At 58.3% G+C, this 25299-nt stretch carries 20 protein-coding genes and 1 tRNA gene; 13 read left to right on the top strand and 8 right to left on the bottom strand.

What is annotated here, in order from left to right:
• Positions 1-43 precede the first annotated feature (43 nt).
• The 4 genes from L0H14_RS06635 to L0H14_RS06620 all read right to left on the bottom strand — a co-directional run bounded on the left by L0H14_RS06635 (position 44) and on the right by L0H14_RS06620 (position 7786).
• Positions 44-1753 carry a hypothetical protein gene (locus L0H14_RS06635; protein ID WP_301421532.1) on the bottom strand — a complete coding sequence of 570 codons (1710 nt, stop codon included), beginning with the start codon at positions 1751-1753 and terminating at the stop codon, positions 44-46.
• 120 nt (positions 1754-1873) lie between these two features.
• On the bottom strand, positions 1874-2872 hold the full coding sequence (locus L0H14_RS06630) for a pseudouridine synthase (protein ID WP_301421531.1): 999 nt from the start codon (positions 2870-2872) through the stop codon (positions 1874-1876).
• Positions 2873-2881: 9 nt separating this feature from the next.
• A complete protein-coding gene (locus tag L0H14_RS06625) occupies positions 2882-7318 on the bottom strand; it encodes a DEAD/DEAH box helicase (protein WP_301421530.1) in 4437 nt (1478 codons plus the stop codon).
• Between the two features lie 9 nt (positions 7319-7327).
• Positions 7328-7786 carry a 23S rRNA (pseudouridine(1915)-N(3))-methyltransferase RlmH gene (locus L0H14_RS06620; protein ID WP_301416471.1) on the bottom strand — a complete coding sequence of 153 codons (459 nt, stop codon included), beginning with the start codon at positions 7784-7786 and terminating at the stop codon, positions 7328-7330.
• Positions 7787-7847: 61 nt separating this feature from the next.
• On the opposite strand from L0H14_RS06620, the gene L0H14_RS06615 reads away from it, so the two are divergent.
• The 3 genes from L0H14_RS06615 (at position 7848) to L0H14_RS06605 (ending at position 11735) form a co-directional block, all read left to right on the top strand.
• Positions 7848-9188, top strand: a complete 1341-nt coding sequence (locus L0H14_RS06615; protein ID WP_301416469.1) for a sodium/glutamate symporter — start codon at positions 7848-7850, stop codon at positions 9186-9188.
• A 141-nt stretch (positions 9189-9329) separates the two neighbouring features.
• Positions 9330-9944 (top strand): TetR/AcrR family transcriptional regulator, encoded by a 615-nt coding sequence (locus tag L0H14_RS06610; RefSeq protein WP_301416468.1) that lies wholly within the window; start codon positions 9330-9332, stop codon positions 9942-9944.
• Positions 9945-10136: 192 nt separating this feature from the next.
• A complete protein-coding gene (locus L0H14_RS06605; protein WP_301416466.1) occupies positions 10137-11735 on the top strand; it encodes a GMC family oxidoreductase in 1599 nt (532 codons plus the stop codon).
• 430 nt (positions 11736-12165) lie between these two features.
• Here L0H14_RS06605 and L0H14_RS06600 read toward each other — a convergent pair whose 3' ends face one another.
• Complete coding sequence (locus tag L0H14_RS06600; RefSeq protein WP_301416464.1) at positions 12166-12303, bottom strand: hypothetical protein; 138 nt, start codon at positions 12301-12303, stop codon at positions 12166-12168.
• Positions 12304-12602: 299 nt separating this feature from the next.
• On the opposite strand from L0H14_RS06600, the gene L0H14_RS06595 reads away from it, so the two are divergent.
• The 3 genes from L0H14_RS06595 to L0H14_RS06585 are packed head-to-tail and all read left to right on the top strand — an operon-like array spanning position 12603 to position 16916.
• Positions 12603-13412 (top strand): SDR family NAD(P)-dependent oxidoreductase, encoded by an 810-nt coding sequence (locus tag L0H14_RS06595; RefSeq protein WP_301416462.1) that lies wholly within the window; start codon positions 12603-12605, stop codon positions 13410-13412.
• 21 nt (positions 13413-13433) lie between these two features.
• Positions 13434-14645, top strand: a complete 1212-nt coding sequence (locus tag L0H14_RS06590) for a serine hydrolase (RefSeq protein ID WP_301416460.1) — start codon at positions 13434-13436, stop codon at positions 14643-14645.
• 18 nt (positions 14646-14663) lie between these two features.
• On the top strand, positions 14664-16916 hold the full coding sequence (locus L0H14_RS06585; RefSeq protein ID WP_301416458.1) for a cytochrome P450: 2253 nt from the start codon (positions 14664-14666) through the stop codon (positions 16914-16916).
• A gap of 23 nt (positions 16917-16939) precedes the next feature.
• Here the strand turns inward: L0H14_RS06585 and L0H14_RS06580 are convergent, their stop codons facing one another.
• A complete protein-coding gene (locus L0H14_RS06580; RefSeq protein WP_301416456.1) occupies positions 16940-17512 on the bottom strand; it encodes a TetR/AcrR family transcriptional regulator in 573 nt (190 codons plus the stop codon).
• A gap of 153 nt (positions 17513-17665) precedes the next feature.
• Here L0H14_RS06580 and L0H14_RS06575 point away from each other — a divergent pair, with 153 nt between their 5' ends.
• The 6 genes from L0H14_RS06575 (at position 17666) to L0H14_RS06550 (ending at position 23636) form a co-directional block, all read left to right on the top strand.
• Positions 17666-18319: a GntR family transcriptional regulator gene (locus tag L0H14_RS06575; RefSeq protein WP_301421529.1), complete on the top strand. Its 654-nt coding sequence runs from the start codon at positions 17666-17668 to the stop codon at positions 18317-18319.
• Positions 18312-19829, top strand: a complete 1518-nt coding sequence (locus tag L0H14_RS06570) for an MmgE/PrpD family protein (RefSeq protein WP_301416452.1) — start codon at positions 18312-18314, stop codon at positions 19827-19829. Before L0H14_RS06575 ends, L0H14_RS06570 begins: the two co-directional genes overlap by 8 nt.
• Positions 19829-20758: a methylisocitrate lyase gene (gene prpB, locus L0H14_RS06565; RefSeq protein ID WP_301421528.1), complete on the top strand. Its 930-nt coding sequence runs from the start codon at positions 19829-19831 to the stop codon at positions 20756-20758. Before L0H14_RS06570 ends, prpB begins: the two co-directional genes overlap by 1 nt.
• Before the next feature lie 11 nt (positions 20759-20769).
• Positions 20770-21903 carry a bifunctional 2-methylcitrate synthase/citrate synthase gene (locus L0H14_RS06560; protein WP_301416448.1) on the top strand — a complete coding sequence of 378 codons (1134 nt, stop codon included), beginning with the start codon at positions 20770-20772 and terminating at the stop codon, positions 21901-21903.
• 156 nt (positions 21904-22059) lie between these two features.
• Positions 22060-23178 carry a WD40 repeat domain-containing protein gene (locus L0H14_RS06555; RefSeq protein ID WP_301416445.1) on the top strand — a complete coding sequence of 373 codons (1119 nt, stop codon included), beginning with the start codon at positions 22060-22062 and terminating at the stop codon, positions 23176-23178.
• Positions 23179-23285: 107 nt separating this feature from the next.
• Entirely contained in the window at positions 23286-23636 is a 351-nt protein-coding gene (locus tag L0H14_RS06550) for a hypothetical protein (protein WP_301416441.1), read from the top strand.
• A gap of 61 nt (positions 23637-23697) precedes the next feature.
• On the opposite strand, the gene L0H14_RS06545 is transcribed toward L0H14_RS06550, so the two are convergent.
• Together L0H14_RS06545 and tadA are read right to left on the bottom strand one after the other, a co-directional pair.
• Positions 23698-23785: transfer RNA gene (locus L0H14_RS06545), tRNA-Ser, on the bottom strand.
• A 44-nt stretch (positions 23786-23829) separates the two neighbouring features.
• Positions 23830-24279 (bottom strand): tRNA adenosine(34) deaminase TadA, encoded by a 450-nt coding sequence (tadA, locus tag L0H14_RS06540; protein ID WP_336621707.1) that lies wholly within the window; start codon positions 24277-24279, stop codon positions 23830-23832.
• A gap of 77 nt (positions 24280-24356) precedes the next feature.
• Here tadA and upp point away from each other — a divergent pair, with 77 nt between their 5' ends.
• Complete coding sequence (gene upp / locus L0H14_RS06535; protein ID WP_301416439.1) at positions 24357-24992, top strand: uracil phosphoribosyltransferase; 636 nt, start codon at positions 24357-24359, stop codon at positions 24990-24992.
• Positions 24993-25299: the final 307 nt, after the last annotated feature.

Genomic DNA, 25299 nt, shown 5'->3' with positions numbered 1-25299 from the left:
TGAGAAGAAGCGAACTACACCGTAGTTACCGGGCGGTTCTTATTCAATCTTCCTCATCAGCATAGACCAGGTACTCCAGTGCCTGCTTTTCAGCAGTCGCGATTTGGTAGCGACGGTTTTCAGTGGCCGCAATAATGACAAAAAGTCCAAGCAGTGCCACACCGACAATAATGAAGGACGGGTTCGCGCCGAAGAGGCGGCTGCCAGCGATGGCGATCATGCCGAAACCAAAACCAATAGCAATCGACATGCGTCCTCGGCCGGTAAGCGTCAAACGCGACAGGATGACTAGCAGCACAAGGATAACGAGGATTGCCCAGATAATTTCAGGAATCCAGAGCAAGTCGGACAGGTTGTGCGAGGCCAATGCCGTGAACACCGTCGTGACAGAAAAAATCATCATCCAGCCGGTAAATAAACCGATTGGCATGTCCACCAAGAACCGCTCTTTAACGGTTCGCTCCGTATATCGATTCAAGCTTCCCACGGCCCGCACCAGCAACACGGATGCCGCAATGGATGCGAGCACCTCTAAACCCCAGTCTTGGAAATGCGCTAAAAGTTTCGCCCCGACCGCTAGCAGCATCGCGTTGGAGACATACCAAGCGGTCGTTCTGTTGCGCACCGCAGAGTACTGCGATGGCGCCCACTGATATGAGGTGTATAACAACATGCCGACCCAAAGAATAGGCCAAGCCGCAACATGCCAAAACGCCATGGACATCAACGACGTCGAACCCGAATACAGGCCATCGTGGGCTTCAATCATTGACGGCCACGGGCCGACCCACCCGAGACTCACAAGTCCCACGACCACAAAGAGTACCCAACTCATGGTCAGCGTAATACGGCGAAAGCCATCAAGCTGTTGCGGGTCCGGATCATCGGTGACGGGCTTACGGAATGGCAGGACTACCTCTGCGTCGTCCTCAAGATCTTCCTCGGTCTTAGGTAAAGCGGGTGCAGGGGTTTGCGATTCAATTGAGCGCGCCTTATAGACGATACGGTTCAATCGCTGCCACTCGGGCAAATTCTGTCGGGCACGTTCAAAGAGCTCATCATCCGACAGATACTCGTCGTCCTGCTGCAACATCGGACGATTTTGTGGCGCAGGAACATCGTCGGATTCTAATTCACGAGCAGCCCGAAGCAAAGCCTCGGTCTCGCGCTCTTGTTGACGACGACGCGCATCGATAGCGTGCTGACGCTCCAGCTCGGCCATGCGCTCGGATTCGCGTTCCCACTGCTCTTCCAGCGCCAGTCGTGCTTCTTCAACTTCGGCAGCCAGCTGTTTTGAACGTTCCTCGGCAAGTCGGACTGCGCGCCGATCGTCTTGCAGTTTCTTCCATCGAGCCTGCAATCGGTCCGGCGTATTGGCTATCGCCTGCTCAATATCTTCTTGGGTCGGTCCCTTAAACGAGTCTAGCCAGGCATTGAACTTATCTCGCAGAGTCCACTTATCTTCTTTGGGCGCCCGGGAGGTTTTCCGTTCCGTCGCCGGGACCTCCGACAGTGCCGGAGCTTCGTGGTCGTCGGTGTCCTCTGCGGTTGTGGCAGGGGCCGACGAGGACTGACTGTTCTTGAGCCGTGAGAGCGCACTGGATGCATCAGTTCCATTTGTGGCTTCAGGTGCTGCGCTATCGGACTCATCCTGCGGTGCTGGGCTATCGGAAAGTTCGGTATCTGCGGTGGGAGGCTGGGGCTGCTTGTGCCGCGACAAAGCATTTGTCGACTCTGACGATTCTTCGGTCAAGTGCACTCCTCTCACCGCATCATGTTCCCATTCAAACGAGTCTGCCTATTTTACTGCCAGAGCGGGCATTCAACGAACGGACACGCTCGATGTTTCGCTGGGCAGATACGGCGCTCTAATTTACGGTGCGAAGCTGAGCATCTGCTGGGAAGTGAACAAACGTGACTGGTGGGTCAGCGGGTCGGTGAAGGCCAAGGTGTCCGCCAATAATTGTAATGGGCGAGCGTAGTCGTCAGCGGTGTGTTCCAGCAGGTCAGGATAGAAACGATCATGCAAAATTGGGTGCCCCAGGGCGGCAAGATGGATGCGCAGCTGATGGGTCCGTCCGGTGCGGGGCTGTAGCGCCACGTGGGCGAGGGTGCCGTCGTCGGTGGTCCGATGCGACAGGAGTGTGATATCTGTCACGGCATTTGGGCCGGTGGTGGGAGCGTGACTGCGCCGACGTTTTCCGACCCGTGGTGCTTCAATGCGGCCCGCGTCTTTGACATCGTAGTCTTCGACCTCAGCGGTGATGATGCCCTTGACCTTGATGATCCGGTTGCGAAATGTCAGCGGAAAACGCTCGAGGTACAGCTGTGTCGGCGCCGGAATGTGCACCACGGCCTGATACTGGCGAGTGATCTTGCGGTGTTCAAATAGTTGTTGATACGCACCACGTGTGGCGGGATTCGGCGAGAACAGCAGCACGCCTGCGGTCGCACGGTCTAGGCGGTGCAGCGGTACTAGATCCGGGATATCCAGTTGGTTTCGGAGACGCACCAGAGCCGTTTCTTGCAAAAATTGGCCGCCCGGAGTCGTAGGTAAAAAGTGTGGTTTATCAGCGACCACTAGATCATCGTCCTGGTGCAAGACATTGATATCAAACGGAATGGGCTGCTCGTTGGGTACGGAGCGGTAGTACCAGATGAAGTCATGTGTGCTGGCGGGCGTGTAGTGATCTATGGGGGTGCCGTCGCCTGCCACAATTTCGCCCTGGTTGATTCGCTGGGCCACCGCATCGCGCCCGAGGTGTGGAAAACGCCGGTGCAGATATTCGACAACGGTAGTTTCGACGTCGTCGGGAACGCGCAGACGGGTGGGTCCGACCCCGTTGCGGACTGGTAGTGGTGGTGTGGCCATGGTTCTAGTTTAGGCGCGGAAGCGAATCGCGTTGGGTGTGGTGTAGAAGCCGGCTTCTACAAGGTGGGAAGCGAGCTCTGTTCCGGCGATTGGTTCGCCATTGACGGTAGCGACCGCAAGCTTGTCGGTGTTGGCTCGCCGCAGGGCATCCACGAGCGCGGTTGCTGCTGGGCCGAGGTGATCATCGCCAAATTGCAGTAGCGTTTTGCCGCCGCGTTCCAAATACAGCACGAGCTCACCGTTAACTACTACGACGTAGGCACCAGACTTTCTGCCGGGGTGGTGGCCCTCGGTGGTCGGCCAATCCAGTGTGGCACCGTAGGGGTTGGCCGGATCGGTTGCGGCCAACCCGATGGCCTGTGGGTGTCGGGGGTGTTCGTCGTAGGCGCGCAGAGCATCGATGGTTGCCGCGGTCGAAAACTGTGCGGCCCCCAGCCCCTCAATGAAGTACCCGCGGCGAATGTGCCCGGACTCCTCCATCTTGGATAACAACCGGTAGTAGGCGGAAAACCCGCCCGGGAGGGCTTCTGCAGTGACGGCCCCGCGAGTGATCACGCCGTAACGGTCTAGGAGATATTCGGCCTGGGCGTGCAGGGCGGTGGTGTTTTCATCGGTGCGTTCGGGCAGCAGCGACCAGCGCCCTACCGCCGAGGGTGGATCGGGATTACGGGCCGCTTGGGTTGTCGGGGCCAGACGATTGAGTCGACGCAGTCGTGCGGCCCTGCGCGGTGAAGTGCGCTGCGCTGGTGCTCGACGGTTGGTTTTAGAATAGGTCGCTCGCACAGCGGTGAAGGTGTCATTGGTGATCACTCCGGCCCAGAACAGATCCCACAGGGCAGCCAGAATATCGTCACCGGAGTAGTCCAGCTGCGCCAGCAGTGCCGCGTAGAACCAGCCGCCGGTTCCGGTAAGTGCTGCAATGATGGCCTCGTGGACGGCTAGACGATCGTCGGTGGGGCGGATTGGCAGAGTCAGATCCACGGTGTCCACGTGGTGAAACGCTACCGATTGATCTGCGGCTCCGACCATCACAAACTGTCCGGTGGCCAGCAGCTCGTCGAGCATGGCTGGCTGGTAGTCGACCACGCGCGCCGGCAGAATCGCTGACTCCCAGACCGCAGCGGGTGCTGCAAAGCCGGTGAGCTGATCCAGGATAATGGCGAGGCCCTCGGCGCCACGTTCCTGGGGGCTCGGCACTACCTGATGCTGCTGTAGTAGGTGGCGGGCATAGGCCGCATGCTCGACGGGTTCGACTTCGGCGCGCAACTGGGCCAGTGAACGCCGGCGGATCCGCGCCAGCACATCGACATCGCACCATTCATCGGTTGCCACGGGCCCATCGCCGGCTGGGGGATTCGACAGGTATGCACCGAAGGTCACCCGGTGTTGTGCGGCTAAGCGCTGTAATACTTGGTGGGCGATGACCGGACCGATGCCCAGCCGTTGAGCAACCTGGGGTGCAGTGAATGGACCGTGCGTGCGGGCATAGCGGGCAACCAAATCACCCAGTGGATCGTTCACCGAATCCGAAAAGGCTTTGGGAACGCCGATCGGCAGCGGGATCCCGAGGCCGTCTCGCAATCTGGGGGCGTCTTCAATCGCAGCCCAATAGTGTTGGGTTCCCATACGTACGTCGATGGCGCGTTTCTCGGCGACGAGTTCTTTAACCCACTGCTGTGCTGTCGTTGCGTCCACGGCGTCGTCATTGGCGTGGAGCCGCTGGGTGAGTTCTTCGGTGGTCAATGGTCCGAGCAAGCGCAACAGATCAGCGGTACCTTCGACCCCGGTAAGCCGTCGGTTGCTTGAGGTGTGCTGCAGGTCGGCTTGAACCTGTGCGATGACGTCGTCGTCGAGCAGCTCGCGCAGCATGTCTTGACCCAGCAACTGCGAGAGCAGGCCCGGGTCCAGTGACAGGGCTGCGGCCCGACGTTCGGCCAGCGGAGCATCTGTTTCATACATGAACTGGGCGGTGTAGCCAAAGAGCAGGGTTTGGGCGAAGGGGGAGGCCTGCGGGGTCTGGACCTCGACGACCCGAAGGATACGGGTACGAATCTGGTCCAGGATCTCCACGAGCCCGTCGACGTCGTAGACATCCTGGAGGACTTCGCGGACGGTTTCCAAAATGATGGGAAATTGGGGGTACTTGGATGCTGTGGCCAGGAGTTGGGCCGACCGTTGACGCTGCTGCCAAAGGGGCGTGCGTTTGGCCGGGTCACGGCGGGGGAGCAGGAGTGCCCGGGCGGCGTTTTCGCGGAAGTGCGCGGCAAAGAGTGCGGAACTTCCCACGTGCTGACGCAGCTGGTCACGAAGGTCTTCGGGTTCAAACCAGAAGATATCGGCGGCCGGAGGTTCGCCGTCGGTCGCCGGGACACGCACGATGATTCCGTCGTCGCCGGCCATTGCATTGGCGTCGAAGCCGTAGGTGTCTTTGACGCGCTCCGAGATGGCCAACGCCCAGGGGGCGTGAATGGCCTTGCCAAAGGGGGAGTGCAGGATGATCCGCCAGTCACCGAGTTCATCCCGGAATTTTTCGATCACCACGGTGGTGTCGGAGGGCAAGTGGCCGGTGGCCTCGCGCTGTTCGGTTAGGTAGTTCAACAGATTGTGTCGGGCGTTGTCATCCAGACCGGCGGCTTTCAGCCTGGTCTCGATTTCTGGATCGGCGAGTGCTTCGCGGCGAAACGCACCGGTGGCGCGGCCGAGCTCGAGGGGGCGGCCGGGTTGATCTCCGCGCCAGAATGGGAGGCGTCCAGGACGACCGAACGCGGGGGTCACCAGCACGCGGTCGTGGGTAATGTCTTGGATCTGCCAGGTGGTCGCGCCCAGGATAATGGTTTCGCCCACCCGAGATTCGTACACCATCTCCTCATCGAGTTCGCCCACCCGTTTCGCGGCGTCGGTGTCGGTGGCCAAGTAGACGCCGAAGAGTCCGCGGTCTGCGATGGTGCCACCCGAGGTGACTGCTAGACGTTGAGCGCCGGGCCTGGCGGTAATGGTCCCGGCTTCACGGTCCCACACGACCCGGGGTTTTAGCTGCGCGAATTCATCGGACACATATTTTCCGGCCAGCAGATCCAGCACCGATGCGTAGACGTCCAGGGACAGGGTGGTAAACGGTGCGGCCCTGCGCACCACGTCCAGCCATTTCTGGTCGGTCAGCTCGTCCATGGCAGCGGCCGCAATCGTGTGTTGGGCCAAAATGTCGAGCGGATTGGCCGGAATCGACAGGGACTCGATCTCACCGGAGAGCATCCGTTCGGTCACCACTGCGGCATCCACTACATCGGCCCGATGTATCGGGAAGAACCAGCCGATGGAAACCTCTCCGACTTGGTGCCCGGCGCGGCCAACCCGCTGGAGGCCGGCGGCAACGGTGGGCGCGGACTGCAGGTGCACCACCGCATCCACCACGCCCATATCGATGCCTAATTCCAATGACGACGTCGCCACCACACACCGCAGGGTCCCGGATTTTAGACCTTCCTCGACTTCGGCACGAGCGGTTGCCGACATTGATCCGTGGTGGGTGCGCGCAAACTCCAGCTCCTCGTTGTCCCAGAGTTCGTTTAAGGATTCGGTGAGCCGTTCGGCGGAGCGCCGCGAGTTGACGAACACAATCATTGATCGGTACTGGGCCGCAATTTCCATAATGCGGGCCTCCACGTGCGGCCACATCGAGACGTTTTCTTCCGGAGAAGCGCCAGCTGCGGGTTGGGTCATATCCACCACAGGTACCGACACGGTGATGTCCCAACGCTTTTGCTCGGCGCCGTCTACAACTTTGACGGGTTGGACGCCGCCTAAAAATCGTGCGACCTCTTCGGCGGGACGAACCGTTGCAGATAAACCAATGCGCTGGGCCGGCTGTTCCAGCAGTGCATCGAGGCGTTCCAACGACACCGCCAGGTGTGCGCCCCGCTTATTGCCGGCCAGCGCATGCACCTCGTCGACAATGACTGTTTCCACCCCGGTCAGCGTTTCGCGAGCCTTTGACGTGAGCATCAAATACAGCGACTCGGGTGTGGTGATTAAAATTTCGGGTGGATCGGTGATGAGTCGACGACGATCCCGCGGCGAGGTATCTCCGGAACGTACGCCCGTGCGAATCTCGGGCACCTCAAGTCCCTGTGCCGCTGCCATCTGGGTGATACCCACCAGCGGGGCGGTCAGGTTGCGTTCCACATCCACGCCGAGCGCTTTCAACGGTGAAATGTAGAGGACTTTGGTGCGGCGCTTGGTTTCGGCGGGCTGGGTGATCAACCGGTCAATCGCCGAGAGGAAGGCTGCAAGGGTCTTGCCCGAACCCGTCGGGGCAATCACCAGGGCGTGCTCTCCGGAAGCAATCGTGTCCCAGGCGCCCAGCTGTGCTCTGGTCGGCGCATCAAAAGACCGCTCAAACCATGAACGCGTGGCGTCAGAAAACGCGCTCGGCACCGAATCTGTCATAGTCCCAGACTACTGGTGATGATACGGTCGCCCAGCGGAAATCTCCTGCGCGCGATAAATCTGTTCGGCCACCATCAGCCGCACTAACTGATGCGGAAACACGAGATTCGACAGCGACCACACTGTATCGGCTCGCGCTCGCAGCTGATCATTAACGCCGTAGGCGCCACCGATCACCAGCGCTACGCTGTGCGAGGTATCGAAGAGCTGCTGGAGTTGGCCGGCCAGCTGCGGTGACGAGAAATTCTTGCCGCGCTCGTCCAACAGCATCACATGGTCGGTGGGACGAAGCTGCTTCATGATGGCCGCCGATTCTTCATCCCGGGAACGCTGCTCGCCGGCGGTGGTGTGTGGAACAAGTTTGAAGGCAAGGTCATAGGGTTTCTTCAAGCGTTCGCTAAAGCGATCAATGCCGTCTGCGACCCATGACTCGTGCCGCTTTCCCACTGTAATAATCCGTATTGACAAGCTGAAACCCCGTTACTGACATCTTTGTTGTCCAGATCATACCTGCCGTAGGATAGCGACCATGGACTTCACACCGTGGACAATACTCGTTGATGCCGGTCTCATCGGCTTATTACTCATTATCGGTGCAGGCTTGCGCGCCGTCATTAAACCAATCCAGAACTTAATGATCCCGGCTTCTGTGCTCGCAGGGATTCTTGGCTTGCTTCTCGGACCGCAGGTTCTAGGGTGGCTCCCATTTTCCGACCAGCTCTCCACCTACTCATCGGTACTGATCGCAGTCGTTTTCGCGGCGGTGGCCATGACCGACGATTTTGATGTTCGGAAGCTCAATCGTAACGTGGGTGGTTTCGCCGCACACGGGGTGCTGATGTATTCCCTGCAGGTCGCACTGGGTATGGCTGTGGTCTTAATTTTCCTGCAGCCGCTGTTTGATTCCCCAGACGCGCTGGGTGTAGTCCTGTTCGCCGGTTGGGCCGGCGGGTACGGAACCGCTGCCGCTATGGGTGATGCCTTTGCGGCGAGTGACCCAGAAATGGCTTCGCTGGCTTTTACCTCAGCAACGGTTGGTCTGATCATCGGTATTGTCGGTGGTCTCGTGCAGGCACGCATCGCCGCCAGAAAGGGACACGTCAAAGCCTTCACTTCCATCAGCAAGCTGCCGCGAGAAGAACGCACCGGGCTCATTCGAGAAATTAATAAACGACCCTCGATAGGTCAGCACACCTTCACCGGTTCGTCTGTCGAGTCGCTTGGTTTCCAGGTGTCCATGGTGGTCATGATTGCCGCGGCAGCCTATGGACTCTCGTTAGTTATTCAAAATATTTGGCCAGATCTGGCCGTGCCGGTCTTTGTACTAGCCTTCCTCACCGGCCTGGTCGTACGCGCTGCCATGTCCAAGGCGAAAGTCGCCACCTATGTGGACAAGACCAGCCTGCAGTCCATTTCGGGCACCGCCACCGACGTCCTCATCGTCGCTGGTATCGCGTCGATTCAGCCACAAGTGGTGGCAGACTTCGGCCTAGAACTGCTGCTGATGTTTGTTATTGGTCTGATGCTGACCTTGTTCCTGGGGTTGTGGGTCGCGCCTCGGCTGATGCAGGACGGCTGGTTTGAACGCTCTCTCTTTACCTGGGGCTGGTCTACCGGTGCCGTATCAACCGGTATAGCCATGCTGCGAGTCGTTGATCCGCAACTCAAATCCGGCACCCTAGAAGACTTCGGGATCGCCTATATCCCCGTGACCCCGGTAGAGATTACTGCGGTCACCTTCGTACCGCCACTGATCTTGGCCGGTGCAGCTTGGGCTGTGGTCGGCATTTGGGGTGCCATCGCGGCGGCCGCCGTCATAGCCGGCATCTTCATCGTCAGGGCCAATAGGCGCGCTGCACAAGCTGCCTAACGGCTGCTTCGGTTAGCGCCAGGTGTTGAGGGTGTCGACAAACGGTGTGGTCTCCTGATCAATGAGTCGAGCCAGATCACTGGACAGTTCGCAGGCCGCGCCTTCATATCCGGGGAAGTCGTCTGACCTAAGCTGGAACGTATGACTGTTTCCCGCGGACGAGGCCGCCCTCCCGTCACCTCAAGCGCTGAAATCGAAAGAGTTGCGGTGCAGTTGTTCCTTGATTACGGGTACGAGAACACCACGATTCAAGACATCGTGAAGGCGTGCGGCATTAGCAAGACAAGCTTTTTCCGTTATTTTCGCGCGAAAAGCGACGTTATCTGGAGCGCTTTCGACGATCACTTGACCCGCCTGAGCGGGAACTTGCGACGGCAGCCCAAGGATGTGCCCGTCATCGACGCCGTGATCGATGCGACGCTTGAGACCTTTGCGGTTGATATTGATCCTGCGGGTGTGTGGCTACGGCGATTCCGGCTGCAAGAAGAGATTGATCGGGGCGCTCCTCGATCGGTCCACTGGATGATGTGGGCGGATGTGCTCTCCAACTTCGTCCGTGAACGCACGGCCATTCAGGACTCGAATTTCGTACCAGAAGCAATTGGTGGTGCAATTCAAGGCGCTTTACTCGCGTTCATACGAGTACAAGATCCTGACGCCGGCTGGGTGCCGGCCGACACTCTTCGGGATTTCAAGATTCGTCTCGAGTCTCTGGCGACCGGGATGCAACGTTGGGTCGATCACGCAACAAAGTAGTTCTCCATGTCTTCACTCAATGGTGCACGTCAGGATATCTGTCGTGCATCTCTTGTTTAACGGAACGCTATAGCGGTACATTTATGGTACTGAGTACCGATATTGCTGCGCAGAATGATAGCGGCGAACGCGAGAGTGTGGCTGTACAGCTGCCGCACCGGTTCTGGCAGGGAACGCAAAGGAGCATCTCTGATGAACGACACAACCTTCGACTACATTATTGTTGGCGCTGGCGCAGCGGGCAGTGTGCTCGCAAATCGCCTGAGTGAAAACCCGAAGAATTCAGTCCTCCTCCTCGAGTTTGGTGGCAGCGACGGCTACTTCATGCACCGAATTCCTAAAGGTTTTTTCTTCACACTGAATAGCGACCGGTATGCGTACCGCTACCCGACAAAGCCGTTCCGCGAGAATGGCGAGGGCGAGGTATGGGCGCGCGGCAAAGTCACCGGCGGGTCGACCACCATCAACGGGATGATGTATATGCGCGGGTTCGCCCGGGACTGGGACCCGATCGCTGAGGACAACCCCGGTTGGGGCTGGCGAGACATCCTGCCCATCTATCGCGGCATGGAAAATCACGTCCTTGGTGCTTCCGAGGTGCGTGGCGGCGACGGCCCATACGGAGTGTCGTTCGCCGAAATCGATGACGTGAGCCGGCGCATCCTCGACGCTGGTTGGAGCGCCGGCTACGAGATTGTCGAAGACAATAACGCCACGGATTCGAAGCGCATAGGGATGACGCCATCGAGTGTTCGCTACGGTAAACGGGTCTCGGCCGCGAGCGCGTTCTTGCACCCGGTCCTGCGACGCAAAAACCTCACGTACCAGACGCGAACCCGAGTCGGCTTCCTTACGTTTGAAGGAAACCAAGTGACTGGTGTCCTGACACAACACAAAGGAAAACAACAAACCTACACGGCCCGAAAAGAGGTCATTCTCGCGGGTGGTTCGGTCGAGACGACGATGCTGCTTGAACGCTCCGGAATCGGGCGCGGAGATGCCCTGACGAAGGCTGGCGTGCGCCCTCGGATCGAGAGTCCAAACGTTGGTGAGAGGGTAATTGAGCAGCGCGGCGTCGCCATGCAAGTGAAGTTTAAAGAGCCGATTGGTCTGACTCAGCGTCTAAACAGCACACCGAAGCAGGGCTGGGAGGGCTTCAAATACCTCTTGACGGGTAAGGGGCCTGTTGCAGATGCCGGGTACAACCTTCTTGCTGGCATGAAATCGTCTGACGACTTGGCCGCGGCCGACATCCAGGGGCTTTTCGTGCCGATGGCGTTGGACGCGGAGAGCTTTGACAAGGTGCAACTTGCCGAGCACTCGGGAGCAATGTTTATGGGCTACCAAATAAAGCCCACGACCGAAAGCTCGATCCACATTACCGGCGCGAACCCGGACACACCGCCAGTGGTTGACGCACACTACTTGGAGTCGGAGCTTGATCGCAAGGTGACGTCAACCATTCTCGACCGTGGTCGAGAAGTCTTCGCGCAGAGCGCGCTCGCCGACCTCATTTCTGAAGAAGAGTACCCAGGGCCCGCAGTATCGACTGAAGAGCAAGTGCTTGACTACGCACTGAATAATGGTGCGACGATCTACCATGCTGTAGGAGCTGCAGCGATGGGGCCCAACGATGACGATGTTGTCGATTCCCGCCTGCGCGTCCGCGGTGTGAGCGGATTGCGCGTGGCGGATGCCTCAGTGCTCCCGACCCAGGTGTCAGGCAACACCGCAGCCCCGGTCATGGCTGTGGGCTGGCGTGCTTCGGACTTCATCCTTGATGACAACTAATACGCCACGGTAGGTCGGCGTTGTGATTAACGAAGTGGAATCGACTGGAGCAGTATAACAACTGCTGGAGGCTCCGGTCGCTGATTGGAAGCAGCAAGCCCCCGCGCTTGCCGCCGTAATCGGTGGTGGATATATGGCAAGATCATATTGATTTTCGTTGACGGCCACCGCCCACGATACTCAAGAACTGATTCAGGACCCTGAGATACCCTCCGCTGAGGCGAGATGACCGAGCAACCGGGCACAGGGTGCTTGTAACGGCTGCACTCGATACCAAGACATCCGAGCCGGTAAGAGATTCGTGAAACAAACCACCATCCCTTGCCGGCTCTGGGTGCGACCGCCGGAGTGAGCGTGTCCGGACGGTTAGCGCCAGGGGTTGAGAGTCTCGACAAGCGGCGTTGTCGGGCGGCCGATCAGTCGGGCGAGGTTACCTGGTGTAAGAGCATGCGTGTTGTTGCGCGGTCTCGGCGAGTTCGGTGTATTTCCACGCGTAGAAACCGGGCAGCTCGTAGGCGACGCCTTCATGTCCGGAGGTAGTCAGTACTACGGCAGCGGTCTCTGCCAAGTCCCTTGCGGGCCCGCCTTCGAGGTGCGAAATGTAGGGGATGCTGATGCGCCTTTCTGACGAGTCTCAGTAAGGACCAAATTAGGGTTCCACGTTCCATTCGTGCGACCTGTCTGAAAATGGTACGTCTCCCGGTCATCACACCTGATGGTGGCCGGGATTTTTTCTTGCCCAAATGTCACAGTCGACACCCTTGCCGAGTGGCAGGCTCCATTGAGATAAACGTACTTCTCACTTGACACCTGTCTAGTGAAGGTGCAGACTGTGCTTCAGGTCACGAACGATAAGGAGATGAACTCATGAAGCTTCAGGGACGGGTTGGCATCGTTACCGGTGCCGGATCAGGAATGGGCAAGGCTGCCGTCGATGAAATGACGGCCCAAGGCGCCACCGTGTATGCAGTGGATCTGCGGGAGGACGCTTTGGCTGAAGCCTTCGGGAACAACGAATCGGTGCGGTCATTCGCTGCAGATGTGACAGATTCAGCACGACTTGCCGAGATTATCTCCGCGCTTGAGCAGGAACAGGGACGGCTGGATGTGCTCGTGAACGCTGCGGGCGTCTCGACCCCGAACCGCGAAAAGCAGCAATGGGTCGATGGCATTAATCACGAGATGATCCAGGCAGCCCAAGAAGGCCGCGAGTACCATCCCGATTTTCTCTCGGGCATCTCCGACGAAGATTTTCAACGGGTCGTTGAGATCAACCTTCACGGAACGTTCTTCATGATTCGTGAAGCTGCTCCGCTGTTGAAGCAGACCGGCGGATCAATTATCAACTTTGCCTCCGTGGCAGGGCTGATGGGACTGCCGATGCCGGCCTACTATCCGGCCTCGAAAGCTGCAGTGGTTGGGATGACCAAAGCGGTGGCTGCGGAATTGGCTCCGTTCAACATTCGGGTCAATGCGCTGGCTCCGGCGGGAATCAACACGGCAATGTTCGCCGCCTCCGGTGAAGACCATATGCAAGCACTCCTTGCGCTGCAGCCACTGAAACGCGTTGCCGAGCCCGAAGAGATCGGCAAAACCGTGCTCTTCCTCGCGTCCGACGAATCCGGACACTACACCGGTCAGACCTTCTCGCCGTCCGGCGGCGCTGTGATGGTCTGAGAATTTTGATAGGAAATTTTTATGACAACCCAGACTATTCACCACAATGCAACCATCCATTCCGTGGACGGAATGGAATCACGCTTTCTTGAACGACTCGATGAAGCGATCCTCCAGGATATCGAGGAAGAGTCGTACTACGGTGCCAGCGTCATCGTCGCCCGGCACGGAGAGGTGGCGCTTAAGGGCCAGTATGGCCAATCGGAGCGGGATCGGGGGCGTGAAACTGCTGAGGACGATGTCTATCGAATCCTGTCGATGTCGAAAGGATTCACCAACGCACTGGTCTACCGAGCGTTGAGTGAAGGCCGCCTGATGCTCTCCACCCGGGTGGTTGACCTAATCCCCGAATTCTTCGGCCCGGAACCGTTTCGCGCAGCCCGAAAAGAACGCATCAACCTAGCCCACTTGCTCACCCACCGCGCAGGCATGCCCGCCACTCCGAACCCGGGCCTCGGCCCGGAAGGTTTCGCTGTGCTGGCGGATGTCATCGAAGCGCTGGGCACGGTCGACGTCGTCAATGAACCCGGTGCCAACCTGAATTATTCGGCAGCTATTAATCACGCGCTGATTGGCGAGATGCTCCGCCGCGCTTATGGGGCCGACTCATTTCGAGATTTGATGCACGAGAAAATTTTCGAACCCGCTGGGATGGCCACCACACGTTTCGGCATGCCAGAAGCGTGGAAGGACCGGGGCGTGCCATTGGAGGTCATCGTGGCCAACGATTCCTGGCTGAAGCCCGAAGATATCGAAATCCTCAATGAGGTGATCGACCGTCCCGACGCCGAGATGCCATGGGTGGGGGCCGTCTCGACCATCGATGACGTGTTCACATTTACCGAGATGCTGCGCCGCCGCGGGCGCACCGCAAACGGTGAGCAGCTATTTAGCCCGGCCGTGCTCGATTTCGCCACCACAAACCAAACCGTCGACCAAATCAACGACCTCTACGGCATGGTCGCTGCGGCCCGCAATTGGGATGCACCTCCTGGAAACATGGGGTTGGGCATGGCTTTGGCCGGCACCGGCACCCACGCACGGTTCTTCGGCCCCTTCGTCTCCCCACGCACCTTCGGATCCTATGGCGCCGGCTCGTCACTACTGTGGGTGGACCCAGAGACCGACGTGAGCTTCTGTTTCCTCTCATCCGGCGTGATGGATGAGGGCGACAATGTGGCCCGTTTCCAACGACTTTCTACGATCGCCGCTAGCGCTGTAACCGACCGTTAACGAAAAGCGAGAATTTTTATGACTACTGTTGACCCGCAAACCCGCCCAATGGGGCGCTGCCCGGTGGCCCATGGATTTGACGTCATGGGTGACGAATACTATGAAGATCCCTCTGCCCATCTCGCCCGCTTTCGACACGAAACGCCAGTCTTCTGGTATGAACCGCTCAACGCTTGGGTGGTGACGACCCGTAAAGATTCCCTGGAAGTGCTTTCAGACTGGCAGGCATTCTCCTCGGCGTCCAACTCTGCCGCCGATGTCCCTGAACGGCATCACCAAACATACCCGCCGGAATTGGTTGCCAAGATGATTGTGGGCATGGACCCACCGGAACACACGGAAGCGCGGTCCGTGGCGCAACGCGGCTTCACGAAAGATAAGATGGACCGGCTACAACCAGAGATCGAGGCTCGAGCACATCGGATCATCGACCGCTTCGAAGAGCGCGGCACAGCCAATCTGTTGGAAGAGTACTCTCTTGAGCTGACCACCCAGACGATCATGGCGCTGTTGGGACTGGGATACGAATACGAAGACATGCTGCGCCAGCTGCGCGACGACTTATTCGCCGTGCTGTCATCGGCCCACGCACCCATGGAGGAGCCGGAAAAATCTACCGTCTGGGACCGGTTCGTCAACACCAACCTTGTGCTGCGTGAGATCATCGAGCAGCGCCGCGAATCGGACGCCGACGACATTATTTCGGTCATGGCTTCAGCTAAAGATCCGGACGGCTCATACACGCTATCCACTGAACAAATTGGGTTGCATGTTTCCGAATTTTCCGCGGCAGGAACCGACACCACCGCGCAGGCTATGACCAACGCGGTGCTGTTCCTCTCTCAGTACCCTGACTCCATCGAAGAGGAGCTGGTGGAACCGGAACTGTGGGCAAATGTCTTCGAAGAGACCATCCGCCGTCGTCCGTCCTCGACTTTTACCTCGCGGAAGACAACACGTTCAGTCACACTGTCTGGCGTGGATATCCCGGCCGGGGACATGATTTTTGTGGCGCTGGCTTCGGCGAATACCGACACCGAGCATGTGCACAATCCATTTGAATTCGACATTCACCGGCCCGACCCCACCGATCATTTAGCATTTACGGCTGGACGCCATACCTGTTTGGGTAACCCACTGGCCCGAGTCCAAGGCACCACTGGCCTGCAGGTGCTATTTGAGCGCCTACCTTCATTGCGGGCTGATGAAGATCCCGAGCTGGACTTCGCTCGTTTGCCGCTCTTGCCGATTCGGCGCTCGCTGCACGTTCATTGGGATGTCGCTGATGTACACCGCAACCGTTCTACCACCGTACGCACGCTGAATCTGACGGTTGCTGACCGTGTGGAAGTTACCGACTCGGTGGCTGCTATAAGTCTGGAACACCCGGACGGTGGGGAACTGCCGCGCTGGCAACCAGGGGCCCACATTGACGTACACCTTACCGACGACACCGGAACGGAATGGGTTCGCCAGTACTCATTGGCTTCGGATCCTGCTGATCAATCCCAATATCGCATCGGTGTGCTGCGAGAGGACGACGGGCGCGGCGGCTCGGTGCAGATTCATCAGGCGCTGCAACCTGGAACGCCAGTGACCGTATCCTGGCCGCGGAATAATTTCCGCTTGGCGTCAGCCCAAAAATATCTCTTTATTGCGGGTGGGATCGGTATCACGCCGCTGATGTCGATGATTCGTGCGGCCGAAGCCGCCGGCGCAGACTGGCAGCTGCACTACACCGGTCGCAGCCAGGACAAGATGGCGTTCTTAGATGAGTTGGAGCGCTACGGCGCCCAGGTACAGCTGTATCCGAAAGATGACACCGGCCGGCTGCAACTTGACCAGCTCCTTGCTGACCCTGAGGAGAACTGTCTGATCTACGTATGCGGCCCTGAAACGCTAATGCAGCAGGCAGAAGAGCAGACCCAGCACTGGCCGAAAGAGGCGCTGCGGCTGGAACGATTCGCTCCCAAGCCGATTACACGTACCGAACCGGATTCGGCTTTCGAGGTGGAATTTACTGACAGTGGCCTCACCGTGGAGGTCGGCCCGGAGCAATCCATCCTAGAAGCCGCAGCCGCAGCCGGAATGCCGGTCATCTCCTCATGTGAAGAGGGTACGTGCGGTACGTGTGAAACTCCGGTGGTTTCGGGCGAAATTGATCATCGTGATTCGATTCTGTCCCCATCTGAGCAGGACGCCAGCAAGACGATGATGATCTGCGTGTCACGGGCGAAGGGGGCCTGTCCGCTGCTTGCGCTCAAAGCATGACCCAAAACCGCGACCGGGAGGAATCAGGTCAGCAGTGTGAGCCATTGAGTGGCCAAGCTGTTCAAGACCAATTCTTCCCGGTCGCGTCGTCCGCGCACGTAGAGAAAATAGAAGTTCTGTTCCAGACTAATCATCAGTGTCACGAGGTGTACTTCTCGGCGCGCCCCGGACATGGCTCCAGCCGGCAGTCGGTCGGCCAGCTGTGCTGAAATGCGGTGATGCAGGTCTAGCCACTCTTGGAACACCTCATCATCGGTAGTCATTGCCCGGGAAATGGCGTCGAACTCTGTCAGGTGGCGCAACCAGAGCTGGCCGGCCTGCCGCAGCCAATCCTTGACGCAGTCATGCGTAGCGGAAACGGTATCCAAGCCGTTATAGAGGGCTAACACTTCTGGTTCTAAACTGCGCATTCTATGCAACACAATCTGTGACTTACTCGTAAAATGTAAGTACAAATTCGCCCGACTCGTGTTGGCATCACGGGCAATCCGGGCCATCGATGTGGTCTCGTACCCAGTTGTCTCAAATAGCTGCAACGCCGCATCGACTATGCGCGCTTGCGTGGCAATTTTCTCGAGGTCACGTTGAGACTTCATGATCCCAGCTTAGCGCCAGGTGCTCAGTATTCCGTTCCCCAAGCGGATGTCATCAAGAACATCGTAATCACAGATGTATACAGACGCAGGGGAATTATGTCCTAGATCTCACGCAACTAGCCAAGGCTCCACTTCTGTGTATACACTGAGGGTATGCGAGCCAGTGAACGAGCCTACGTGGCGCTGCGACGGGACATCCTCAATTGGGACCTGCCACCCGGCTCAGTGCTTGCCGAGGTTGAGCTATCCGAACGCCTAGGCGTTTCGCGCACCCCCGTGCGCGAAGCCGTGGCGAAACTGGTGGCTGATGGTCTGGCCGATGCACAGCGCGGCCGGGGGACCGTCGTCTCCGATGTTTCCCTGGACGATTTGGAAGACATGTTTGTGCTGCGTCGAGTACTCGAAACTGAATCAGCCCGGCTCGCCGCCATCAGCGATCAAACCCATCGTTTCGCTCCACTGGCCGACAGGTTCCGCGGCGTCGTCCAACATTCCGAAACTCTGGAAGAGCCTGGCCCGTATTACCAACTGATCAACACCATGGACGAGCTGATCGATGAAGCGGCGGGCAATAGTTACCTGTCGTCTGCGCTCACAAATTTGCGCGTGCACCTGGCACGCGTTCGCCGCATGGCCAAAGACGACCGCACTCGTCTGGCGGCATCTGCGGTGGAGCATTCCAGGATTGCCGAGGCAATCGCCAAGCAAGATCCACTGCTAGCCAGTGCAGCAACGACCATGCATCTGCAGGCGTCGCTGGACCATATCCTCACCCATGCAGAAACTCCGAAGGGACGTCATGATTAACCACGAAGTACGTGTCTACCCATCCGCAGAGCATCTTCCACACGAAGATCAGCTGGCGTACAAGATCGCCAAAGTTGCTACCGACGACGTCGCAGTGACCGACGAAGTCAAAGACATGATCATCAACCGCATCATCGATAACGCCTCAGTTGCAGTTGCCTCACTGAATCGTGCGCCAATTGTCTCGGCCCGTGCACAGGCTTCGACTCACGCCCCGTCTACCGGTGGATCCGGCGCGTCCGTATTTGGTGTTGACGACAAGGTATCCCCTGAATGGGCAGCTTGGGCCAATGGCGTAGCCGTCCGTGAACTCGACTACCACGACACCTTCTTGGCTGCCGACTACTCTCACCCGGGCGATAACATTCCGGCCATCTTGGCCGCCGCAGAGCATGCCGAGAAATCCGGTCACGAGCTGATCCGCGGTATCGCCACCGGATATGAAATCCAAGTCAACCTAGTCAAGGCGATCTGCCTACACGAGCACAAGATCGACCATATTGCACACTTGGGCCCATCGGCCGCTGCCGGTCTGGGAACCCTGCTGGGTGCCGATACCGAAACCATTTTCCAGGCCGTAGGCCAGGCACTGCACACTTCCACTGCCACCCGCCAGTCACGCAAGGGCGAAATTTCCACGTGGAAGGCTCACGCACCAGCCTTTGCCGCCAAGATGGCTGTCGAATCCATCGACCGTGCACTGCGCGGCCAGACCTCCCCGGTCCCAATTTATGAAGGCGAAGACGGTTTCATCGCGTGGCTGCTGGACGGCCCAGATGCCAACTACACGGTGCCGCTGCCAGCAGATGGCGAAGAAAAACGCGCGATCCTGGATACGTACACCAAGGAACACTCCGCCGAATACCAGGCACAGGCCTGGATCGACCTGGCACGTAAACTGAACCAGGAACACCCGGAAGCCACCGATCCGGCCAATGTTGAGTCCATTCTGATTAAGACCTCCCACCACACCCACTACGTGATCGGTACCGGAGCCAACGACCCAGAAAAGATGGATCCCACCGCATCGCGCGAAACCCTGGACCACTCGATCATGTACATCTTCGCGGTCGCACTGCAGGATGGCGCTTGGCACCACGTTGATTCGTATGCTCCAGAGCGTGCGCAGCGTAAAGACACCGTTCAACTGTGGCACAAGGTCTCGACCGTAGAAGATCCTGAATGGACTCGCCGCTACCACTCGCTGGACCTCAACGAAAAGGCCTTCGGCGGTTCGGTAGAGATCACCATGAAAGATGGCACCGTCATCACCGACGACATCGCCGTTGCCGACGCCCACCCATTGGGTGCCCGTCCATTTGGCCGTGAACAGTACATCAACAAATTCCGCATGCTGGCCGAAGGCATTGTGGAAGAAGCCGAAATCACTCGCTTCCTAGATGCCGTCCAGCGCCTCGATGAACTCAAACCTGGTGAACTCGACCAGCTCAACGTCATCGCCAAGCCCGGTTACATCAACGCAGCGGAAGCACCGAAAGGACTCTTCTAATGCTGTATTCGAAAGTCAGCCCAGCCGACAAACGCGTTGCCCTGCGCAACATGCTCACCCCCGGAGCTGCTCGACAGTTCCCAGGGGCGTTCAACCCGCTGTCCGCGCGGCTCATCGAAGAAAAGAACTTCGACGGGGTCTATATCTCAGGTGCGGTGCTCGCCAATGATCTGGGCCTCCCAGACATCGGTCTGACCACTCTGCCCGAGGTAGCCAACCGTGCCGGACAGATCGCACGGATGACTGATCTGCCATCGCTGGTCGATGCCGACACCGGTTTCGGTGAGCCCATGAACCTGGCGCGCACCATCCAGGAACTCGAACATGCCGGCCTGGCTGGCATGCACATCGAGGACCAAGTGTTGCCGAAACGCTGTGGTCATCTGGACGGCAAGACGGTCGTCGACACCGCCACCATGACCCAACGGATCGCGGCCGCCGCCGATTCGCGCATTGATGACAACTTCCTCATCATGGCGCGCACGGACATTCGCGGTATTGATGGGTTATCGGCAGCAGTCGACCGGGTCAAAGCCATGGTCGACGCCGGCGCAGACGCGATCTTCCCGGAGGCCATGAAAGACCTTTCGGAATTCGAGGCCATCACCAACGCCGTCGATGTTCCAGTACTGGCCAATATGACAGAGTTTGGTAAATCCGAACTGTTCAACCGCCAACAACTGGCCGACGCTGGGGTAGCCATGGTCATCTATCCTGTGACGCTGTTGCGTAGCGCAATGGGGGAAGCCGAACGCGTCCTTGATACGATTACCAAAGACGGCACACAGCAGGCTGCCGTGGACCAGATGCTGACCCGGTCTCGCCTGTATGAACTTGTAGCCTACGAAGACTACAACGCATTTGATTCCGGAATCTTCAATTTCGAAGTGCCCGGTTTGAATATCGATGCCAACGCCGAAAACCTCTGATTGGAGTATTTATGTCCGAAGAGATGAGAAAAGGCCTGGTCGGTGTTGTCGCCGATTCCACCGCCATCTCGAAAGTCAACCCAGACACTAACTCGCTGCTCTACCGCGGCTACCCCGTTCAGGAACTGGCCAGCCAGAAATCCTTCGAAGAAGTCGCCCTGCTGATGTGGAACGGTGAGCTGCCATCCGAGGCAGAACTCGACGAGTTCATCAAACTGGAACGCGCCACCCGCGCGCTAGACCCAGCGGTCAAAGAGGCTATCGATCTGCTGCCAAAAGACGCCCACCCGATGGACGTCGCCCGCACCGCAGTCTCGGTTATTGGCGGACGTCATGACGACGCCGAAAACTCTGACCCGTCGGTTGAATTGCGTAAGTCCAAAGAACTCTTTGCCGCATTCCCTGCCGTAGTGGCCTATGATCAGCGTCGTCGTCGCGGACTCGATGTTGTTGAGCCACGCGATGACCTGGACTATTCGCAGAACTTCTTGTGGATGACCTTTGGCGAAGAATATCCTGCCGAAGTTGTTGACGCGTTCCGCGTTTCCATGGTGCTCTACGCAGAACACTCCTTCAACGCCTCGACCTTCACGGCTCGTGTGATCACCTCGACTGAGTCAGATCTCCACTCGGCCGTCACCGGTGCGATCGGTGCGCTCAAGGGCTCGCTGCACGGTGGTGCGAATGAGGCCGTGATGCACACGTTCAACGAGATTGGTATCGATAAGAACGAATCTCGCGAAGACGCTGCTGCACGCGCCAAGGCATGGATGGAAGCCGCCCTGGCCGAGAAGCGTAAGGTCATGGGCTTTGGACACCGCGTCTACAAGTCCGGTGACTCCCGCGTACCTTCAATGAAGGAAGCCCTGGACAAGATGATCGAATACTACGGTCGTCACGAAGTCCTGGGACTCTACGACGGTTTGGAAAAAGCCATGGCCGAGGCCAAGGATATTCTGCCAAACCTGGACTACCCAGCCGGCCCGACCTATCACCTGATGGGCTTCGACACCGACATGTTCACCCCGCTGTTTATTGCCTCACGCATTACGGGTTGGACCGCTCATATCATCGAGCAGCGTGCCGATAACGCCCTGATCCGTCCGCTATCTCTCTATCACGGACCAGATCAGCGGGAAGTCTAAGCAACATTTCACAGACATGAAGGCCGCGAACTCTGAAGGAGAAAATTTCTCACAGAGTCCGCGGCCTTATCTGCTGTTGCCCCATGCCACTGAGCCGGGTGAATATAAGCATGTTGTCCTGGGGCTTGCCGGCAAACGCCGTGCTAAGTTGAGAATGTGCGACGCATCTCTATCACTACGCTCAGTCTTGCCGGACTGCTGTTGTCGGGCTGTTCGATGGTGCCGCCCGGCGCCGGCGGAACGCAGAGTTGTCAGGCTCCACCAGAGCAGGAGTCAGACCCCAACGTCATCATGGACACGGCCCGGCCGTCACTATCTGAGGTCTTGGACCCCGACTCGCTGCAGCTCGAGCAGGACGGCACGCAACTCGCCGCGATGCATGGCAACCAAATACTCGTCTGGGACGAGGCCGACGGCGGTTCACCCAGCTACAGCCTCGCCGAAGCGACACATCCCCTCGGCGCTGGGCCCATGGCTGCTACACCCGATTTCTCACAGTTCGCGCTTCGCGACGCCGACGACGCTGTCAAGGTCGTCTCCGCCGAGAGGGCTTCCCAGACCATCGAACTTGAGCACTGGCACGAGAACGAGGACATCGAGCAATTAGAGATCAGTCCCGACGGCGAACGGCTCGCGGTGCGTGGCAGCTCCGGGCTCGTTGCTATCTACGCGATGGAAAATCATGACCTCGAGATGACCCTTCCTGCTTGCACCGACTCGGCAGGAGAGATTTCCTTCAGCCCGGACTCATCGCAGCTGTTTGCCGCGAGTCGCAACGATGCCACGATGGTTTGGGATCTTCAGGCACAAGAAACCGTATTGGAGCTGCAATCCGATGATGTGTACTACACACACGGTGCATGGAGTCACGACGGATCGCGCCTGGCAGTCAGTGCGACGTCTTTCGGCCACGGCCCCGAAGATCATTGGAACCTCACCTTGGTGGACACTGCAGAGTGGGAGATGATTCGTACGTACCCTCAACTCTCTCCAACCGCAACGGCCTTCTTCCCGGGCGACGACGAACTCTTGGTCGCCAACGGCGCGACGTCGATCCAGCGGTGGCAGATCGCAGATATACCGGTGGAGCTTTCCACAGGGGTGGTCAATGAGCAGGCGAATATCTCCCCGGACGGTAGCACCGCGTATGTTGCCGACCGAGAAACGTTGATCGGTTTCGATCTCGCCTCGGCCGAAACCCGTGTCACCTACGACATCCCGGGTTTCGACTGTGACGAGATTGCACGCCCCCAGATTTTTGAAGAGTGCTCGTAGGTGCGTCGTTAGATTTGCGAAGTCATCCGCAAGGGTCGACACCGTGGCCTGGCGATGGGAGCATAGGCATACCTAGATCCTGAGATTCGCCCAGTGAGGAGTTCGTTATGCGCTACCTGTTGTCATGGCACATCCGGGAGGCAGAGCTACATGATCGCCCATCTGCTTGGCGCGAGGAGATCGTAGCGTTTCTCGCCCGGTTCGAAGATGAGCTGTTTGTGAGTTCGGAACTTGACTGGGTCGAAGTGCTAGACCCAGAGTCGCAGGCGATCGTCGTCGGCCCTGGTGGAGATGTCCGTGCCGGTTACTACAACGAAGGCGGAAAACCTTCAGCGAGGGTATGGGCAATTCGGGTCGGAACCCGAGAGCGCGCCAGAGAGATCGCAGCAACGTTTGCGGGGCAACTCGACACCTGGATCGAAGTCCGTGAATCCATGCCGGGCGCACAACGACCCTAGTAGCAATGCAAGAAGCCCTTAGCTCGCTAATGTTTCAACGAAGTAAGGGCTTCCTGTACAGCGGTAGCGGAGGGATTTGAACCCTCGGTACGGGGTTGCCGTACAAAGCATTTCGAGTGCTTCACCTTCGGCCGCTCGGACACGCTACCAAATACCCGAGCCACTATACCGGATGCCCTGATAATCCCCAAAATTAGCGTTTGTCCGCGAAGAAGCCCTTCAGTAATTGTCCACACTGTTCCGCCAAGATACCGCCTACGACCTCCACTTGGTGATTCAGCCGCGGCTCGCGCAGTACGTCTAGGACGGAACCGGCAGCGCCCGTCTTGGGTTCCCACGCCCCAAATACGACTCGCGGTACTCGGGCAAGCACCATCGCACCTGCACACATCGAACAAGGCTCCAAGGTGACGACCAGGGTGCAATCGGTCAGCGCCCAGCTAGTCGTGCTAAGCGCAACCGCAGCCTGTGAAATGGCGACCATTTCGGCATGACGGGTCGGGTCCCCGGATGCTTCGACGTCGTTAGCCCCCGTGGCAACGAGTTCGCCCTCGGGCGTGAATATTGCCGCGCCAATGGGTACATCGTCGGTCGCAGCCGTCGTGTGTGCCGCGGTGATAGCCCGCTGCATCCAGTCGGCCAGCTGCTGGGGTGGCGGAAGCGGTGTAGTAGTCGAGGTAGTCACACATTTACTGTAGATGATCACGCTAAACTGACCCTATGCATGTTCATCTGATAGACCATCCGCTGCTTGCTCATAAACTGACGGTACTGCGCAGAAAAGAAACCCCGTCGATGATCTTTCGACAGGTAACCGAAGAGCTTGTCATGCTGCTCGCCTACGAGGCGACACGTGACCTGGACGTCGTCAACGTTGAGATTGAGACCCCGGTGACCGCAACCACCGGCACGGAGATCGCCAAGCCGCGACCGCTGGTGGTGCCGATACTGCGCGCCGGATTGGGCATGCTCGACGGTATGGTTCGCATGGCCCCGACCGCCGAGGTCGGCTTCCTGGGCATGATTCGTGACGATGAAACGTTGAACATTGTTACGTATGCCGAGCGCCTCCCCAAAGACCTGACAGGTCGCCATGTCTTCCTGTTGGACCCGATGCTGGCAACCGGTGGGACGTTAGCCGAGTCCATTCGCTTCCTGTACGAACGGAATGCCCGTCAGGTTTCTGCAATCTGCTTGCTCGCTGCCCCAGAAGGTATTGCATACCTTCAGGAAAACCTCGCAGATATTGATGTGAGTCTTTATGTTGCGGCCATCGATGAGCGACTCGACGAGAACGCCTATATTGTGCCGGGTCTCGGTGATGCAGGTGACCGCCTATACGGTGTGGCGGAGTAGTGCTTATACATCTGTATTGGGCGCAAAACTCCTGAGAGCCCAAATGTTACAAGTGATTCTCGTCACTTAACCTAGCCAAAAGTCCATATAGTGAGACAATCACGGGGTCGCCGTTTGCGTTACATGACCATTACGGGTCAATGTTGTGATAGCACATACCAGTTCGGGTCAGGTTAGTCCCGAGCGTCATCGGTGGTCATCGCCGTTTAGTTTGTTGAAGGAATAACTCTATGACAAGCGCACCCCAGCAAGGTTACGTTCACATTTCGGTACGTAACGCACAACGCCGAGCAGAGCGTGTCCGAGC

Origin of the sequence: Yaniella sp., from assembly GCF_030453185.1 — a bacterium.
Taxonomy (GTDB): Bacteria; Actinomycetota; Actinomycetes; order Actinomycetales; family Micrococcaceae; genus Yaniella.
Note: the sequence above shows the minus strand (reverse complement) of the source record. Positions and strands in the feature narration are given on the sequence as shown.

Excerpts from the sequence above, each read along its gene's own strand:
- upp (WP_301416439.1), top strand. The coding sequence starts at position 24,357 with ATGCATGTTCATCTGATAGACCATCCGCTGCTTGCTCATAAACTGACG.
- L0H14_RS06560 (WP_301416448.1), top strand. The coding sequence starts at position 20,770 with ATGTCCGAAGAGATGAGAAAAGGCCTGGTCGGTGTTGTCGCCGATTCC.
- L0H14_RS06605 (WP_301416466.1), top strand. The coding sequence starts at position 10,137 with ATGAACGACACAACCTTCGACTACATTATTGTTGGCGCTGGCGCAGCG.
- L0H14_RS06630 (WP_301421531.1), bottom strand. The coding sequence starts at position 2,872 with ATGGCCACACCACCACTACCAGTCCGCAACGGGGTCGGACCCACCCGT.
- L0H14_RS06585 (WP_301416458.1), top strand. The coding sequence starts at position 14,664 with ATGACTACTGTTGACCCGCAAACCCGCCCAATGGGGCGCTGCCCGGTG.
- L0H14_RS06610 (WP_301416468.1), top strand. The coding sequence starts at position 9,330 with ATGACTGTTTCCCGCGGACGAGGCCGCCCTCCCGTCACCTCAAGCGCT.
- L0H14_RS06615 (WP_301416469.1), top strand. The coding sequence starts at position 7,848 with ATGGACTTCACACCGTGGACAATACTCGTTGATGCCGGTCTCATCGGC.
- L0H14_RS06625 (WP_301421530.1), bottom strand. The coding sequence starts at position 7,318 with ATGACAGATTCGGTGCCGAGCGCGTTTTCTGACGCCACGCGTTCATGG.
- L0H14_RS06550 (WP_301416441.1), top strand. The coding sequence starts at position 23,286 with ATGCGCTACCTGTTGTCATGGCACATCCGGGAGGCAGAGCTACATGAT.
- L0H14_RS06570 (WP_301416452.1), top strand. The coding sequence starts at position 18,312 with ATGATTAACCACGAAGTACGTGTCTACCCATCCGCAGAGCATCTTCCA.
- L0H14_RS06575 (WP_301421529.1), top strand. The coding sequence starts at position 17,666 with ATGCGAGCCAGTGAACGAGCCTACGTGGCGCTGCGACGGGACATCCTC.
- L0H14_RS06590 (WP_301416460.1), top strand. The coding sequence starts at position 13,434 with ATGACAACCCAGACTATTCACCACAATGCAACCATCCATTCCGTGGAC.
- prpB (WP_301421528.1), top strand. The coding sequence starts at position 19,829 with ATGCTGTATTCGAAAGTCAGCCCAGCCGACAAACGCGTTGCCCTGCGC.
- L0H14_RS06580 (WP_301416456.1), bottom strand. The coding sequence starts at position 17,512 with ATGAAGTCTCAACGTGACCTCGAGAAAATTGCCACGCAAGCGCGCATA.
- L0H14_RS06595 (WP_301416462.1), top strand. The coding sequence starts at position 12,603 with ATGAAGCTTCAGGGACGGGTTGGCATCGTTACCGGTGCCGGATCAGGA.